The 16,453-nt window shown below is 34.7% G+C and carries 15 protein-coding genes; 10 read left to right on the top strand and 5 right to left on the bottom strand.

Going from position 1 to position 16,453, the window contains the following annotated elements:
• Positions 1–4: 4 nt before the first annotated feature.
• Positions 5–1,693: a dihydroxy-acid dehydratase gene (gene ilvD, locus KO02_RS08965; RefSeq protein WP_038697666.1), complete on the top strand. Its 1,689-nt coding sequence runs from the start codon at positions 5–7 to the stop codon at positions 1,691–1,693.
• A 184-nt stretch (positions 1,694–1,877) separates the two neighbouring features.
• Here the strand turns inward: ilvD and KO02_RS08960 are convergent, their stop codons facing one another.
• Positions 1,878–3,026, bottom strand: coding sequence for a GAF domain-containing sensor histidine kinase (locus tag KO02_RS08960; RefSeq protein ID WP_038697665.1), 1,149 nt, complete (start codon positions 3,024–3,026; stop codon positions 1,878–1,880).
• Positions 3,027–3,449: 423 nt separating this feature from the next.
• Here KO02_RS08960 and KO02_RS23755 point away from each other — a divergent pair, with 423 nt between their 5' ends.
• Both KO02_RS23755 and KO02_RS08955 read left to right on the top strand, forming a co-directional pair.
• Positions 3,450–3,623, top strand: coding sequence for a hypothetical protein (locus KO02_RS23755; protein ID WP_158500276.1), 174 nt, complete (start codon positions 3,450–3,452; stop codon positions 3,621–3,623).
• Positions 3,624–3,695: 72 nt separating this feature from the next.
• The gene (locus tag KO02_RS08955) at positions 3,696–4,292 is read left to right on the top strand and encodes a methyltransferase domain-containing protein (protein WP_038697664.1); all 597 of its coding nucleotides are present in this window, start codon (positions 3,696–3,698) and stop codon (positions 4,290–4,292) included.
• Positions 4,293–4,564: 272 nt separating this feature from the next.
• Here the strand turns inward: KO02_RS08955 and KO02_RS08950 are convergent, their stop codons facing one another.
• From KO02_RS08950 to KO02_RS08940, 3 genes are all read right to left on the bottom strand, one after another.
• Positions 4,565–5,203 (bottom strand): hypothetical protein, encoded by a 639-nt coding sequence (locus KO02_RS08950; RefSeq protein ID WP_038697663.1) that lies wholly within the window; start codon positions 5,201–5,203, stop codon positions 4,565–4,567.
• Between the two features lie 409 nt (positions 5,204–5,612).
• Entirely contained in the window at positions 5,613–6,428 is an 816-nt protein-coding gene (locus tag KO02_RS08945) for a hypothetical protein (protein WP_038697662.1), read from the bottom strand.
• A 722-nt stretch (positions 6,429–7,150) separates the two neighbouring features.
• The gene (locus KO02_RS08940; protein ID WP_235212371.1) at positions 7,151–8,596 is read right to left on the bottom strand and encodes an MFS transporter; all 1,446 of its coding nucleotides are present in this window, start codon (positions 8,594–8,596) and stop codon (positions 7,151–7,153) included.
• 86 nt (positions 8,597–8,682) lie between these two features.
• Here KO02_RS08940 and KO02_RS08935 point away from each other — a divergent pair, with 86 nt between their 5' ends.
• The 3 genes from KO02_RS08935 to KO02_RS08925 all read left to right on the top strand — a co-directional run bounded on the left by KO02_RS08935 (position 8,683) and on the right by KO02_RS08925 (position 10,692).
• Positions 8,683–9,156 (top strand): Lrp/AsnC family transcriptional regulator, encoded by a 474-nt coding sequence (locus KO02_RS08935; RefSeq protein WP_038697661.1) that lies wholly within the window; start codon positions 8,683–8,685, stop codon positions 9,154–9,156.
• Between the two features lie 257 nt (positions 9,157–9,413).
• On the top strand, positions 9,414–10,097 hold the full coding sequence (locus KO02_RS08930) for a PEGA domain-containing protein (RefSeq protein ID WP_038697659.1): 684 nt from the start codon (positions 9,414–9,416) through the stop codon (positions 10,095–10,097).
• 7 nt (positions 10,098–10,104) lie between these two features.
• The gene (locus tag KO02_RS08925) at positions 10,105–10,692 is read left to right on the top strand and encodes a hypothetical protein (protein ID WP_038697657.1); all 588 of its coding nucleotides are present in this window, start codon (positions 10,105–10,107) and stop codon (positions 10,690–10,692) included.
• Positions 10,693–10,953: 261 nt separating this feature from the next.
• Here KO02_RS08925 and KO02_RS08920 read toward each other — a convergent pair whose 3' ends face one another.
• The gene (locus tag KO02_RS08920) at positions 10,954–11,190 is read right to left on the bottom strand and encodes a hypothetical protein (protein WP_038697655.1); all 237 of its coding nucleotides are present in this window, start codon (positions 11,188–11,190) and stop codon (positions 10,954–10,956) included.
• A 163-nt stretch (positions 11,191–11,353) separates the two neighbouring features.
• Between KO02_RS08920 and KO02_RS08915 the strand changes: the two genes are divergently transcribed.
• The 4 genes from KO02_RS08915 to KO02_RS08900 all read left to right on the top strand — a co-directional run bounded on the left by KO02_RS08915 (position 11,354) and on the right by KO02_RS08900 (position 16,382).
• Positions 11,354–11,761, top strand: a complete 408-nt coding sequence (locus KO02_RS08915; protein ID WP_038697653.1) for a hypothetical protein — start codon at positions 11,354–11,356, stop codon at positions 11,759–11,761.
• 586 nt (positions 11,762–12,347) lie between these two features.
• A complete protein-coding gene (locus KO02_RS08910) occupies positions 12,348–13,949 on the top strand; it encodes a Na+/H+ antiporter (protein WP_038697651.1) in 1,602 nt (533 codons plus the stop codon).
• 319 nt (positions 13,950–14,268) lie between these two features.
• Entirely contained in the window at positions 14,269–15,327 is a 1,059-nt protein-coding gene (locus KO02_RS08905; protein ID WP_038702386.1) for a class I fructose-bisphosphate aldolase, read from the top strand.
• Positions 15,328–15,449: 122 nt separating this feature from the next.
• Entirely contained in the window at positions 15,450–16,382 is a 933-nt protein-coding gene (locus KO02_RS08900) for a 1-phosphofructokinase family hexose kinase (protein ID WP_038697649.1), read from the top strand.
• Positions 16,383–16,453 lie beyond the last annotated feature (71 nt).

Below are 16,453 nucleotides of genomic sequence, written 5' to 3'. Positions count from 1 at the left end.
GCAGATGAGAAGTGATGAAGTAAAAAAAGGGAATCACCGTGCTCCACATAGGGCTTTATTGCGCGCTACAGGATTAAAAGACCAAGATTTCAATAAACCATTTATTGGTGTAGCCAATTCGTTTATTGAAATAATTCCAGGTCACTTTTTTTTAAATAAAGTGGCTGAAATCATCAAAGAGGAAATTAGATTAAACGGCTGTGTACCGTTTGAGTTCAATACTATAGGAATAGACGACGGTATTGCTATGGGCCATGATGGCATGCTCTATTCATTACCTAGTCGTGAACTTATTGCTAACTCTATAGAAAGTGTCATGAATGCGCACAAGCTCGATGCAATGATCGCAATTCCAAATTGCGATAAAATTGTACCAGGTATGATCATGGGAGCACTACGGGTAGATGTACCTACCATTTTTGTCAGTGGTGGACCAATGAAAAAGGGGTATACACAAGATGGAACCCCAATAGATCTTGCTAGTGCATTTGAAGCTGTAGGAAAACATGAGTCAGGCCTTATAACTGACGATGAGTTAATGGATATCGAATGCAATGCCTGTCCAAGTGGAGGAAGTTGTTCTGGGATGTTTACTGCTAACTCCATGAATACCTTAATGGAAGCTATGGGTATAGCATTGCCAGGAAATGGTACGATCCTAGCGTTAACTCCTGAACGAGAAGAATTGTATAGAGAAGCCGCTCGAAGGATATGTGAAATTGCTAAAGATAATGAAAAGCGCGAGCGATTCAAGCTCAAATATATCTTAAATGAAAATGCTATAAAAAATGCCTTCGCTGTTGATATGGCCATGGGAGGAAGTACTAATACAGTCCTTCATATGCTTGCCATCGCATATGAGGCAGGTGTCGATTTTAAGTTAAGTGACATTAATGTCATATCACAACAAGTATCGCATATCGCTAAAATATCTCCAAGCCTAAGTACTGTTCATATGGAGGATATTAATCGTGCAGGTGGTGTAAATGCGGTCATGAACGAGATGACCAAGCGAGGTTCACATGTACTATTGGATAACCTCACTATAGGAGGTCAAATGCTATATGAAAAGATTGCAAATGCAGCGATAACTGATAAAAATATAATACGTACCATAGACAATCCTTATAGTGAAGTAGGTGGTTTGGCTATTTTGTATGGTAACCTTGCCGAGCAAGGTGCAGTAATCAAATCTGCTGGAATAATAGGTGATCGTGTTTTTACAGGAAAGGCAGTATGTTATGATGGGCAAATCGAGGCCATTACAGGTATACTTGCTGGTGAGGTCAAAGCAGGAGATGTAGTGGTTATACGCTATGAAGGACCGATAGGTGGACCTGGAATGCAGGAAATGTTAAGTCCTACAAGCTTAATCATGGGTATGGGATTAGGAAGTGCCGTGGCATTGATCACGGATGGAAGATTTAGTGGGGCCACACGTGGAGCATCTATAGGCCATGTCTCTCCAGAAGCAGCAGAAGGGGGAGTGATTGCCCTATTGGAAAACGGTGATGAAATTCATATCGACATTGATCAATATATTTTGTCGGTCAATTTATCTGAGGAAGAAATCCGATTGCGAAGAAAAAATTTTATACCTGTTAAAAGAGAATTAAAGTCAAGATGGCTCCGTCAGTACCGCATACTTGTTGGAAATGCAAGTAGTGGGGCTATCCTTAGAACAGAATTTTAATAATGGAAGTCATTGATATTTTTTTTATCAATGACTTTCGGTTTTATTGTTGCATCTAAAATATTTCAAGTCTACAGTTAGGAGACATTGGATTTGATGAAATTTTCAATCTCATTATTACAAATTAAAATTGTCTAACTTTTTTGGAACATCCCTAGGTCATAAAGTTTTTTTAGAACCATAATCAAACCGGAATCCACGCAGTGAAGGTAACCTTTCCATCCTGACACTGCACGTCGACTTCACCACCATGGGCTATAATAATCTCTTTAGAAATATAAAGACCTAGTCCCAAGCCCTCACCTTCATTATTTTTTGTCCGCACAAATGGCTTAAAAAGATTTTTGAGAATATATAATGGGATACTCTGTCCGTTGTTCTCTATTTTAAAAATGAATCTATCGCTTTGGATAGAGGAATTTATATATATACTCGAACTATTATTGCTATGTCGAAATGCATTGGCAATCAGATTGGAAAAAACCTGTGCCATCCTACCGCTATCACAAATGACAGGTTGATCCAATTGGATGTCAATAACAATATCTCGCTCTGGATCAGCAGCATGGACTTCTTTCAGGATGTCTACGATAAGTGGCTCAAGAATTTGAGGTGATTTTTGTAGGTTTATACCGCCCCCCAATTTACCCCTCGCAAAATCAAGTATGTTGCCGATAAGTCCTTTCATTCTCAATCCTGCATCATATATAATGGCTGTTGTTCTCTTTTCACGAGAATCTTCCGTTTTATTATGAAGGAACTGAGATAATGATATTATTGCGCTTAAGGGATTATTAAGGTCGTGTGCAAGCACCGAGAGCAGGGTATCCCTCCGCTTGGAATACCTCCGTTCTTCAAGTAATAGCTCTTCTGTCCTTTTGAGCTTATCCAAAGTCCCCAAGTGGAAGGTAATAAGTTCCGATAATGTTTTGAAAAGAGGTATGATCTTCTCCTGCTCTATCTCTGTGGTCTTAAAGTCTAAGGCACATAAGGTTCCAACGAAAGTACCGTCGGAATCAAATACCGGAAATGATATATAACTCTTAAAACCTTTGCGCGACAGCTTTTCTTTCCATCTTGAATTCGAACACAGGTCTATATCCGAAATGATGATTGGTTCGTGTTGATTAAAGATTTCACTACATATAGTGGAATGAATATCTAGAGGTTGACCTACCCTTAAACCTATCCCAATAGTATCTCTTACCGAACATGCGATCCATTGGCGTTCGGTTACGTGTGCCACTACACCTAGGCCCATCCCAGTAATGGCACATACTGTTTCAAGAATGTTTTTTATAGAAGATACTGAGTCGATTTGTAATATAGTCATAGAAATCTGCTTGTTCTTTTGAACTTATTATCAATTAATATTGCCCCACCAAAGATTACTAAATATCCTGATAAATCCAATTAAAAATATTTCGTACAAATTTCTTCAGCTATTAAAAAATAGTAAATTTCAGCGAATTACATGGTGTTAAAATAACTAATAAAAATCGTCATAAAAAATCTGAACGCAAGCAATTATACAGTCACATCTAACATGACTTAAGCCATTATATACATCTTTATTACAACTAGATATATTACATTTCAAAAATTATTTTGCACATAAAAGTCAATCAATTAAAACATAGTGATAGTTAAGTTAATGCCATTTCAATAATTGTAAAGGTTAAAATAGGACTATTTTCTTTTTAATAGTTGTAGTAAAAAATAGATTATTGTAACTTAGTAAAAATAATTATCCACCATGGAGAACAAATCTTTGGAAACATCAAAAGAAATCGACGACATTTTAAAATCATATTCAGCAAAAGACCCAGAGCACCCTAATTGGTACATTTATGAATATGAAAATCACCGAAAGGTACTTGTAGAGATAAATCCTGAATCCGGAAAAATCTACTTTCTTAGAGAACTTTAATATACACAAATTAAATAAATAGGGTTAATCTGTTTATAACACATTCCTTTTAACCGTAAGCACAAAAAACAAATGATTTTTAAAGCATTAAGATCAGATGCAAATGTTGATGATAGTACATTTAACGATTTATACCCCCCTGACATAAAAGAATTGGCACAACGTCACTGGACTCCAGTCGATGTAGCAAAGATGGCAGCCAATTATTTGGTTCAACATCCAAATGATAAGGTTCTAGATATTGGTGCCGGTGCCGGAAAGTTTTGCCTTGTGGGAGCAGCTTGTACAGAAGGTATGTTCTATGGGGTGGAACAACGGGAATCGCTCGTTGAGATTTCCAATGAGATAGCTCAAAAGCATCAAATAGATAATGTAGAATTTATTCATGCCAATATTGATCAAATCTCTTTTTCGGATTATGATTCATTTTATTTTTATAACTCTTTCTATGAAAATATGGATACATCTTCTCCAATAGACCATTCTATCTTACCAGATCAAGAACTCTATTATTCATATACCGAATATCTTAGGAAACAACTTAAGCAAATGCCAGTTGGAACTCGGATTGTCTCTTATTGGAGTGGATGGGAAGAAATTCCTACTAGTTTTGATCTGGATAAAACTGCCTGTAGTGGATTACTTAACTTTTGGAGAAAAATTATTTAGATCTTATTCAAATATTTATTCATGTTTACCCTGATGATTTATCATGACCTGTAATATCCCAATAGCCGGTCATAATAAAGCGCAATCAATAATATTAGTATCGATATAAATAAAGTTCTTTGGTCAAGCCATGTAAGATCTATACGTCAATAATTCATCAAATAAAATCTATGCTTAGGCATATATTCTATGGAGAGAAATTTATTGATGAAATTGGTATTAATATTGGAAGTAATCAAGCTTTAATCGCCCCCAATATTATTGATTATGCATTATTTTTTTATTAAATTATCTTTCTCTAACTGCTTGGTCATCGCTTTTTTATAGCCTGTTAAAAAACTATCCAAAGAGCCTGGATTGTAACTTTCGGACTGGGTCGACCAAACGAGTTTTCCTGAGTTCATATCATACAGATTTGTCTCGATGTAGTAAGTATTCTCTGTCGTATAATAACCATTATTATAGAGATGATTACCGTACCAAAAATCATAATAACCTCCAAATGTCCTATAATATCCAAAAGAGTTCACAGGGTAAACAGAAACATTCGGAACATACCTAGATTCTGACTTAGAATCAATCAAAGCTATAGTTAATATGGCATCGCTATTTGTGGCAGCGACTTTTTGCATAGCTAAATCAGACCGTTTGGGTCCCATATTAACAAGATTGGGAGGAAAGACATCTATACTTTTTATGGTAGTTAACCCTAGTGCTTTGAGGGATGACGCAATTTCATCTTCCACCTTTTGGCGTGCAGGTACATTATCCGTCATAACAGCTACAAATATCCTATTGTACTGCTTCAGATCAATAGATTGATCACGCCAAGATCCAGTAATCATACTGTTCGTTGCACAGCTGGAAAAAATAAGCACTATTGTGCAAATTTGTAATATTAATTTTTTCATAATGGTAAATTTTAATGTTTTTAATTCTTTACATTTTCAATACAATATCACTACATTAATAGTGGCTATATAGAACCATTTCAAGCTGCTTTAAGAAAGATATCTCATACTATCCATTTCGGCGCCTATATTTTAATATAAGAACAAAATTTAAACCGATTTTGTTTACTGCTTTTGATTATCATTATTGAAATGCCAAAAGAGTCGACTTGTGTTTAGCATCTGAATATCAGATAGATGATTTTAAAATCAAGTTCTATGATAATCGGCTCTCAAGATTAGAAGAAAAACGAAATTTAACATTTAAGTATGTGAGAAAGTTCTCTCCATCGAAAAAGCCATATCTCGCGACATGGCCTTCACTAAAGCATATAAAATGAGATAACTATATTTATATCTTGCTTTTTTGTTAATCGTAAAATTCCTTCATTATAATATTTCTATCTTTTTTAGTCAATTTCTTAAGTTCACTTATGATATAATATCTATGCATAAAGCCTGTCAATACAATTATTTTTTTTCCAGGATTCTCTTCTGCAATTTTTAAAATGTTTTTTGCCATTGTTTTATTTCTTAGATCCCAAAATTCAGAAGCTAATTGAAATCCTTTTAAATAAGATATTTTTTGAGCATTTGCTTGTGTATAATAAGTGTTTGACAATTCAGATCTTTCTTTCATAACGGACAATAATTTGTGATATTGATAGTATTGTCTTTCTTTGCAAATCTTGTCGTTTATTGAATTATTAAAACTTCTAGGGTCTTTTGAAGCAGCAATTTTTAAAGGCTCCAATAAATCGATGTATTTTTTATAAACTTTGGCCTGTTTCTTTGTTAATCTGTTTTCATTATACAAACTATCGACCAATTTAAGAGCAAGTCCTTCGGTCGGATTAAATCCATTTATTTTTCTGTATTCATTCCTTCCTTCAAAATCAAATGGTCTCATTTGAGCTTTGGTGTTTTTGTCAATGTACTTAACAGAGGCTAACCCTTCATTTTCTTTTGGAGGAGTTTTAAATGTAAAATCAACATTAAAAAATGAACTATCAATTTCTTGTAATAAAAAATCTGGTTTAATCTTATCAAGAATTGTAACTATTGTATCTGAGTTGTAATTAGGAACTGGTTGGTGAATATTGCCAAGAACAATAATTTCTGTTTTTTGTGCAAAGGAATATATTGAAAATAGAAGGGTAAATAGGATAGATATAGTTTTTTTCATTTTCTTTATTAGTAAAGTTCCTTTTAATATTTTTTTAATGCAACTAAATTAGTGAAAAAGAAGAGATTGAAAGACATTCTTCTTCACGTAAATAAGAAGAATGAACTAATGGAGCAAAAAGTTATTTACAATATTTAATTGTAAATACAAGAATTCATTAAAATTCACATATAAAGGGAAATACGTATTTTGATAGAAAGGATTTTGTTAAATTATAAGTTGGATGGGAATTCACTGGATGATATTCCCATATAGTTGATTAAATAAACAAAGATAATAACACAATCTCATATATCACTGTACAAATCAGTTTGGTTAAAAGATGGTGTGATTATAAATTTAGAAATCAGGAGCCATATATTGCGCATTTGATGACGAATTTGAATTTAAGAAGCAAGTTTCATTGGAAGTATAAAATAGCCGTTTGCATATTGCAAACGGCTAGCTGAGATACGGATTCTAACATCCGCTGTCACTCCTTCTTGACGAAAACAAATGTAGTAGACATTTGATTGTCATTATTAATCCAAAATAACCAATGCTCAATAGATCGACAGGTATTAAACCTTGCATAAAAAAATCTAACAATACGCTATAAAACTCCAGTAATTTGTTTTCATAGCTTCTTCATCATTCTCCAACTTAGTGTAATATATTTTTCATCGATTTAAGCGGATGCAGTAAAATGATTATTAATCTATAAAAAAATGAATTATTTTGAATTAAGATACAGCAACTTGTGTTGTATCTGGTTTAAACTCCTTGACCATCAAATGTCTCAATATCCCCATAGCTATGACTGCGTAACTCGCCAAGATAAGCAAGCTAGGCTGATTAACGGCCAAATTTGATGGGAAAAGATGACTCATAAAAGTCATAAATGACAGTCCGATCCCTGCCCCCAAAAAGTAACTGGTACTGGTTAAACTAGAAGCTACACCATAATGTATAGGATCTACATCTCGAACGCCCAAGATTGATAAACTAGTAAAACAAATCGTCATCCCAATCCCAGAGATACATGCAGCTCCCAATAAGACAACTTGCAGCGGATGTCCCAAGTAAATAGATAATAATAAAGAAAGGGCTCCGACTAGCATAAAGGACCAACCTAGGATACCCATCTGTGCCGGTTCAAACCTTTTACAGATAGTTGGTATGGCAAACTTCGCCACAAGAGCCGACAAGATACTAAAAGGTACCAACATTAAGCCTGCCGAAGCGGCAGTATGAGACATATCTTTCTGAAGCATCAATGAAATCAAAAATAAGAAGCCTATAAAAAACGCACCTAAGGTAAAGAATCCAAGATTGGATGCCTTCAATGACCTATACTTGAATAGCTCAAGGTCAATTAGTGGCTGAGATACGGTTTTCAAACGATAGATAACGACACTTAACAAGAGGATTGCCAAAACTAGTGAGCCTACGATCAAAAGCGGAGTTTCATGGATATTGATGAGTTCATGGGTCCCATAGGTTAAACTTAATAAACCTAAAACAAGCATTAAAGCAGAAACACTATCTGTCTTCTGTACCTGTTCCACTTTCTCATCTGCTGGCAAATAATAATAAGATAGGATTAACGTAATCAAAAGAATCGGTACATTGATTAGAAAAACCCAGTGCCAGCTAAGATAGGTGCTGATAATCCCTCCTATCGATAAACCACTACCAGACCCTATGGCCGCAAAGGAACTAAACACGCCCAATGCACGGCTCCTTTCTTGATTTTCAGTAAACGTATTCGTCACGATTGACAAGGATGCTGGCATAATTAAGGCTGCACCAAATCCTTGTAGCGCACGGAACGATGCCAATGCATCGAAGCTCGCTGCAAGCCCTGCCCCTAAAGATGCTAACATAAAAATTACCCCTCCTAAAAGAAACATTTTTTTACGCCCCAACGAGTCTGAAAGTTTTCCGCCGATAATCAAAAAACCTCCAAAAAACAAAACATATAATGTCTGTAACCACTGTACTTTATCCGCTCCAATATCAAACTGCGCTTGAATCGAGGGAATGGTTAAGTTAATGATGGCAATATCCAAAGCTTCAACAAAAGTTCCTATCGATGCCAGTATTAATATTATATTTCTTCTTGTTCCCATACCTTTCAAATTTCCTGCAAAAGTAATTTTATTGGAACAGATAAGGAAACTATTCATTAAATTTGGAACAATAAATTGTTTTTAATAAAAAATAAAGAACAAACACACTTTAAAACGTGTTTTAACACTAAATAAAAGAACAAATGCCACAGGAAAACTACACCCTAGATGAAAAGGACCTTGCTATTCTGCGTTTATTGCAAAAGGATGCTAAGCTTAGTGTTCGCGATCTTTCAGCCCAAATTAATCTAAGTTCCACTCCAACACATGAGCGAATTAAACGTATGGAGAAATTGGGAATTATAAAAGAATACATAGCTGTTTTAGATCGTAAGAAAGTGAACAAAGGTATGATGGTCATATGTATGATCGCTCTAAATGCGCACAATAAAAAAACAGCATCGAAATTTATAGAAGAGGTAATTAAATTGAAAGAAGTGGTCGAATTTTATAATATCAGCGGTGACTTTGATTTTATGCTAAAAATATTGGCTCCTAATATGGATGAATTTCATGAATTTTTCGTCAACCAGCTTTCAGAAATAGAGGGGATTGGACAGACAAAAAGTATTTTTGTTATGAATAGTATTAAAGAAAGTTCTCAGATCATCTATTAGATAACTTAAGTCATTTCTATAATCATATAACATTCAATCTTTTTGGTACTCGTTTTACAATTCAACATTTATCCACTTTTAAGAAAGAAAATATTTAGGGATGGCTATAGGTCATATTTACTTTTTGACTAAAATAGGAAGCAAAAATTGCTCTAATGTTACTGATTGATCGTCGCACATAACCGAAAAATATACCTAGTGCTAGGTATTTTAAACGATCAGAATCTACCTTAATTTTGATTAAAATATTACTAGTTATGAAAAGTTTACATCTATTACTGCTTCTTTTATTTACCGGTGTTATAAGCCTAGCAAAAGAAATCAAAATTGTGGCAGTCCCATCAACAGCAAAAATATATATTGATGGAGCCTATGTCGGCGACGGAATTATATCGACTACAATCCGTAAAAAAGATGATTTTATAGCGATAAAAATCGAAAATGCGGGTTTTGTTACCTTACAAACAAAAGTTTACTTTAAGGACAAGCGAAATGCATATGAATTTACATTGAAAAAAGATGATTTTTACGATTCTTCGACAGAATCCGCCAATGCTAATAAATTTTTTAATGTAAATGTTTCTGACAAGTATATAGAAGCAGCGAAAGATGAGAAAGGGGCTTCTTTATTGGTGTGGAAGATGATTCACCAAATTCTCTTAAATTACTATAGTGAAATAGCTACTTCTGACATGCTTTCGGGCTTTGTACAAACTCCATGGAGCAAAACATCATTTGGAGAAGCAAATACACAGGTACGTACGAGGGTTACTGTAAAAGAATCTAATTTGGGTGGAAAACTTACATATTCGATCAAAATAGAATCACAACAAGCACCACTCTCGTCAAATCGAGAAGAATCATTTATAAATACGGATAGGGTATTAAAGCAATACGAGCAACTAATACCAGAGTTTCAATCTAGAATAGGATCCTTATAGAATAAACATGAAAGCTATATACATAATAATCGGTCTATTGGTGTTTACACCCTTCCTTTGCTCATCGCAAACTGTCTTTCAGGATGATTTTGATTCAAATAACAATGCTTGGACAGAGGTCGTATTGAACACCGGGGAAACACTAGTCACGAATGGAGTCATGCGCATTAAATCCAATACTAAAGATACCCTAACTTCGCATACATTTTTAGATTTTGACCCTAATCAGAACTTCACCCTTACCTGCATGAGTACAGTAAAGAAAGTAAATGATAAAAGTAAATTTGGCATCATCGTAGATTATAAAGATGATGGTAACTATATTTCATTCTTAGTCTGGGAAGGAGTAGCAATTATGACTAGAGTAAAGGATGGAAAAGTAGTAGGAACTATAAAAAATGGTATCAAACTTAAAAAAGAAAAGAAAGCGGAAGTAAATCTTAAAATCACCAAAAATTTTAAAGGTCTTTACTTTGAAGTCAACGATATGCTTGCTATCGAAGCTCGATATTTAGATTTAACATCTAGTGGTGTAGGATTTTGTGTAATTGGAGAACAGCAAGTCGAATTTGATAACCTAAAGGTTGAGCAGTAAATTGTAGTTGAGCAGTAAATAGTATTTGTCCAGAATCATGTTATAACTATACCTTATAGATGAATTTGAAGTAAGTAAGTAAGTAAGTAAGTAAGGTTACATCTCAGGAGGTAGCCTTACTTATTTAACCTCCTTTGCCCAATAACACAATACTAATAACCGAAGCATGAGTCACAGCATATTTTCCCAATTTCTATTACCCTAAATTTTTCTTTCAATCATAACCGACCAATAAGGAAAAATTAGCAATTTTGAGCCGGATTACTTCATAAAGCTGTTACTGTAATATATCAGTTTGCCACTATCTGTCATTCCATTAACAACGACATGAAATCCTTTTGCGTTCGAATTATTGTGGAATAATATTTCCTTGCTCGAGTTCGTTGAATCCAAATTAATATAGGGATTCCAATATAAAGTCAATCGATCATCATAAGGTACATTTACTTGCTTTTCGGCGGTATTATATTGCGGTGAATAAAACGTTAACGTAGACATATAGCCTGCCACTTGATGTAAATTTACACCTTGGCCACTATACTTTGTTACAATCGGAAAGCTGCTTATAAGAAGCTACTTATAAATTTACTCTTTATTTTTTGTAAAAAGAAGCTACTTATCAACTTCTTAGTGTAATTTTGCAATTCAAACTATATTAAAAATGCCATATCAGACTGTTTTTGTTGAATTTTACGAACAAATAAAATCAAGTATCAATCAAGGAACTTTTGCAAAACTTACCTTAGCCAAAACAATGGGCGATACTGAGCTTAAAAATATTTATGTCCGACTTCATATTTTAGAAACCGGAGGATATAACTTTGCTTTAACTTTACGATACAAAACAGAAGAGATTGAGAGTTTCCATACCGTTGATGAGGCTCTCACGGTTTTAAGTTCATACATTAAAAATCCTTTCACAACCGCTTTGCTGTTCACGACTGAAATGGATTTAACTTTTAAAGTCAATAAAAAAAATGCAGGAAGCCTTACCCAACAAGTACCTACATTTAAAAATGCTTCTCCGGTAATGCTGGAAATGATTGAAAAAGGAATTGTAAAATTATAATTCTCTTCTTGTTAAAAAGGTCTAAAAATTAAAACCTGCACTAGCCTGTTCCTTTAAGATTCAGATCATACAAGAAATCATGATAATCAGTTCTGCATAGATTTCCAGACCTGACCCAAGCTAAATTCGGAAAGAAATATTGCAAATTCAAAAGATTTTGAGATAGCTTAATATCTCAAAATCTGAAGCTTGGAGCTTTTCACCTAAACGTTTATACATTCTGTTTAGGTGCATGTTTCCTTTACCAGGAAAAACTATTTGCACCAAATCCCTCTGATTCTTTATGTCTTGATTCAATTACGCAGCAGACATACCCAGATCACGCTCAAATTCTGAATATATTTCCTGGCTCTACTGAATTGCACTGCACGTTAAAAATACAGCCTTACTCCATACGGACTTTTATCAATAACTCAAAAATGAAAATATTTTAGAATATTAGCTTTATATAATGACTAAATTATCAACTTCAATCTACTTGATGAACTGACAGGATATTTTTCTGTTAACATAAGCGTGCAATAAAATGAAATGTTTTACCTTTACTTCTTGAATTTAAGGATATATCAATAATCAAAATAAACTTATGGTAGAGGAGAATCTCTTATTAGTTTTATCGTTGTTTTTTGTAATGGCAATGTTATTTGTGGTAAGTCAAAGAATCAAAATTTCTTATCCTATTTTACTGGTAATTGGCGGCTTAGCAATTTCCCTAATTCCAGGTATGCCAGTAATTAGTATCAATCCTGATTTGGTATTTTTAGTGTTTTTACCACCTCTACTTTTTGAGGCGGCTTGGTATACCAATTGGGATAGTTTGAAAAAATGGCGCCGATCAATTATGAGTTTGGGCTTTGGATTAGTATTTTTTACTTCTATTGCTATCGCTTATTTCTCTGTAAACATCATTCCTGGATTCACATTGGCATTGGGATTTTTATTAGGCGGTATTATTTCTCCTCCAGATGCTGTAGCTGCTACATCGGTGTTGAAAGGTGTGAAGATTCCCAAACGAGGGATAACACTATTGGAAGGAGAAAGTTTAGTCAACGACGCTGCATCATTAACAGTTTTCAGGTTTGCAGTTGCAGTCATCCTGACTGGTCAATTTGTATTTCAAGAAGCAGCTTCAGAATTTTTAGTATTATCAATCATGGGCGTTGTTGTGGGGTTAGCCATAGCACATATATTATATTTATTTTTACGCTATATTGCAAAATCATCAAGCATTTCGACTCCTATCACATTGATAGCTCCCTATATCATGTATCTCGTTGCAGAGCATTTTCATTGGTCGGGTGTACTCGCGGTGGTTAGTGGCGGATTATTTTTATCATTCCGTTCTGGTGACTATTTGAATTATCATACACGGATTCAGACAAAAGAGGTATGGGCTACTTTAGGATTCTTATTAAATGGATTCGTGTTTATTCTGATTGGATTAGAATTACCAGTAATTGTAGCAGGATTGGGACAGTATTCGCAGGGCCAGGCGATTAACTATGCTTTAATTATTAGTGGCATTGTCATCGTATTAAGAATTTTATTAGTTTACCTTTCAGAATATCTACCTCGCTTTATCTCAAAAAAAATCAGAACAAGAGAAAAGAGTCCCGGTTGGAAATTACCATTGATCGTTGGTTGGGCAGGTATGAGAGGAGTAGTTTCATTGGCCTCTGCATTGGCGATACCATTAACTTTAAATAATGGAGAACCGTTTCCTCACCGTAATTTAATTCTCTTTATCACGTTTGTCGTTATTTTAATTACGTTAGTTATTCAAGGATTGACACTTCCTATTCTTATAAGAATAATAAAAATAGATGAAATAGATGTTGAGGAACCTGTAGAAAATCAGATTGATGAAATTCGAGTTCAGTTGGCTAAAGAATCTATTGCCTACCTAGATAATAATTACAGCAAAGAAATGCAAGAGTACGAAACAATTGCAAGAATTAAAGAGCAATTGTTAAGAAGTATAACTTTATCTGAAAATGCTAAATTAGCAGATAACCGTGCCCAATTGACTGCCGTAAGAAGTCTTTATAATAAAATAATGTTGGAAATAGTTGGCATTAGAAGAAATGGATTGTACAAAATACGAGAAGAAAAGCATTATGATAGCAGTATTATTAAAGAACTAGAATATACACTTGATTTAGAAGAATCAAGATTAAAGCGTAAATAACAGCTATTTAAATTACCAGCATTATAACAATGCTTTATAAAGATGGACGCATATAAAACTAATGCTCAAGATGATCTTTAAATAACCGCTGATTATTATAAGCCAGAAATCATATCCATTTTCCTCTTCCATAAATTTTATAGCAGACTTTGGCCAATTAATGCCGAAATTAGGTGATTGCTTTTATAGCGCTGGCATACAATATATTATTAGAGATTATTGCATTAATTTGTTAACTTTAAATAAGTTAAAGAGCAGGTTAAGATTCAATTCATCCATTATTCACGATATGGATAGTGGATGCAAAAACAACGCGATCATGAACTATAAAGATATTTTATCAGATTTAGGTGCTGAAGCAGAAAATCTTCTAAATTTTAGCACTCCCAAAATTGTAAAGGAGCATCTCCATCTTCCCTCCCCAGAATTTATCGATCAAATCTTTCTGCAAAGCAACCGCAGCCCTCAGGTGCTTAAAAACCTTGCAGCACTCTATAATCACGGACATCTAGCAAACACTGGCTATTTATCAATATTACCAATAGACCAAGGAATAGAACATACTGCAGGAGCATCATTCGCTCCAAACCCTTTGTATTTTGATCCCGAAAATATCATAAAGCTTGCCATTGAAGGGGGATGTAACGCAGTTGCTACAACTTTTGGGAACCTAGCAATAATGTCTCGAAAATATGCGCATAAAATTCCATTCTTAGTAAAAATCAACCATAACGAACTACTTACTTACCCCACAAAGTACGACCAAATAATGTTTGGGAGTATAAAAGATGCTTGGAATTTAGGAGCCACTGCTGTAGGTGCTACCATTTACTTTGGCTCAGAAAATTCAAATAGACAAATTGTCGAAGTAGCCGAAGCCTTTGAAAGAGCACATGAGTTAGGAATGCCCTGTGTTTTATGGTGCTATACCCGCAACAATAGCTTTAAAAAGGATAATGTTAATTATGAAGTTGCTGCTGACATTACAGGCCAAGCCAACTATTTAGGTGTTACCATACAGGCCGATATAATTAAACAAAAACTACCTGAAAACAATGGGGGCTTTACAGCGATTAATTTCGCCAAGAGCGATCCTAAAATGTATTCTGAGCTCTCTTCCATGCATCCAATTGACCTTTGCCGTTATCAGGTCGCTAATTGTTTTATGGGTCGAATCGGCCTTATTAATTCCGGAGGAGAATCAAAAGGAGCAAGTGACCTTACAGAATCAATTAGAACAGCAATAATAAACAAACGAGCCGGAGGGACAGGATTAATATTGGGAAGAAAAGCTTTTCAGCGTCCGTTCAACGAAGGTGTTGAACTCCTCAGCGCTATACAAGATGTTTACCTAGACAAGACAATTTCAATAGCATAGTAATCTGTATCAATTGCTACAAATTACACTTTTTGGATAGCCCGAATAATAAAGAACAATCCGATGGTAAATAAAAAAATTGGGCGGAAAATCTATTCGCTTCCACCTCTAGAGAAAAAACAATGTCCAAAATAATTACCATTACATTCAGTCCTTCCGTTGATAAAAGTACAATGATCAGTGCATTGGAACCTGAAAAGAAACTAAAATGCAGTACTCCGAAACTGGAGCCAGGTGGCGGTGGTATCAATATTGCAAGAGTTCTGAAAAAATTGGGAACAGAAGCAATTGCAGTTTTCCCTTCAGGTGGCTATAACGGAAGCCTTTTCAATGAATTACTTGAAAAAGAAAACGTTCCATCAATCATTGTAAAAGTACAACACGAAACAAGGGAAAACTTTGTGGTACAGGATAAATCTACAAGGCAACAGTTCCGTTTCGTCATGCCTGCCAATAAGTTGTCGGAAAAGGAATGTAATGCCTGCCTCGAGGCAATAAAAAATATAAATGATATTGATTTTATTATTGCAAGTGGAAGCCTGCCACCCGGCATCCCCATTAAAATTTTAGAACAATTGGCAGAAATATCTAAAATAAAAAAAGCAAAATTTGTTGTCGACACATCTGGGCCTGCCTTAAAAAATGTCATGGCAAACGAAGTATTTATGCTAAAGCCAAACCTTGCTGAACTAGCCTACCTATCGGGAAGAAAATCACTGGTAGCCTCGGATGCTGAGCCGGCTGCTAAGAGAATTATAGCATTAGGAAACTGCGAAATTATACTGGTCTCGCTTGGCGCACAAGGTGCATTATTGGTAACTAAAAACCAGTCTTTCACCGTTAAACCTCCTGCTGTATTAGTAAAAAGTACCGTTGGCGCAGGAGACAGTATGTTAGCCGGAATGGTTTACGCATTGTCAAAAGGAAATAATCTTAAAACATCACTTGAATTTAGTGTTGCCTGTGGTACGGCAGCAACTATGAACTATGGAACGTCGTTATGCCACAAAAAAGATGTAGAATCGCTATTTAAGGAAATTAGCAATCGGGCTTAGATTTAGTTACATAATCCAATTGAATATCGGCATCACTTCATTTGTAACAACTTCTTCATCCATCAGGATAT

The organism is Sphingobacterium sp. ML3W (assembly GCF_000747525.1).
Lineage (GTDB): Bacteria > Bacteroidota > Bacteroidia > Sphingobacteriales > Sphingobacteriaceae > Sphingobacterium.
Note: the sequence above shows the minus strand (reverse complement) of the source record. Positions and strands in the feature narration are given on the sequence as shown.

What these genes read in the sequence shown, in the direction of transcription:
- ilvD (WP_038697666.1), top strand. Translation starts at nt 5, where the DNA reads ATGAGAAGTGATGAAGTAAAAAAAGGGAATCACCGTGCTCCACATAGG.
- KO02_RS08960 (WP_038697665.1), bottom strand. Translation starts at nt 3,026, where the DNA reads ATGACTATATTACAAATCGACTCAGTATCTTCTATAAAAAACATTCTT.
- KO02_RS23755 (WP_158500276.1), top strand. Translation starts at nt 3,450, where the DNA reads ATGGAGAACAAATCTTTGGAAACATCAAAAGAAATCGACGACATTTTA.
- KO02_RS08955 (WP_038697664.1), top strand. Translation starts at nt 3,696, where the DNA reads ATGATTTTTAAAGCATTAAGATCAGATGCAAATGTTGATGATAGTACA.
- KO02_RS08950 (WP_038697663.1), bottom strand. Translation starts at nt 5,203, where the DNA reads ATGAAAAAATTAATATTACAAATTTGCACAATAGTGCTTATTTTTTCC.
- KO02_RS08945 (WP_038697662.1), bottom strand. Translation starts at nt 6,428, where the DNA reads ATGAAAAAAACTATATCTATCCTATTTACCCTTCTATTTTCAATATAT.
- KO02_RS08940 (WP_235212371.1), bottom strand. Translation starts at nt 8,596, where the DNA reads ATGAATAGTTTCCTTATCTGTTCCAATAAAATTACTTTTGCAGGAAAT.
- KO02_RS08935 (WP_038697661.1), top strand. Translation starts at nt 8,683, where the DNA reads ATGCCACAGGAAAACTACACCCTAGATGAAAAGGACCTTGCTATTCTG.
- KO02_RS08930 (WP_038697659.1), top strand. Translation starts at nt 9,414, where the DNA reads ATGAAAAGTTTACATCTATTACTGCTTCTTTTATTTACCGGTGTTATA.
- KO02_RS08925 (WP_038697657.1), top strand. Translation starts at nt 10,105, where the DNA reads ATGAAAGCTATATACATAATAATCGGTCTATTGGTGTTTACACCCTTC.
- KO02_RS08920 (WP_038697655.1), bottom strand. Translation starts at nt 11,190, where the DNA reads ATGTCTACGTTAACGTTTTATTCACCGCAATATAATACCGCCGAAAAG.
- KO02_RS08915 (WP_038697653.1), top strand. Translation starts at nt 11,354, where the DNA reads ATGCCATATCAGACTGTTTTTGTTGAATTTTACGAACAAATAAAATCA.
- KO02_RS08910 (WP_038697651.1), top strand. Translation starts at nt 12,348, where the DNA reads ATGGTAGAGGAGAATCTCTTATTAGTTTTATCGTTGTTTTTTGTAATG.
- KO02_RS08905 (WP_038702386.1), top strand. Translation starts at nt 14,269, where the DNA reads ATGAACTATAAAGATATTTTATCAGATTTAGGTGCTGAAGCAGAAAAT.
- KO02_RS08900 (WP_038697649.1), top strand. Translation starts at nt 15,450, where the DNA reads ATGTCCAAAATAATTACCATTACATTCAGTCCTTCCGTTGATAAAAGT.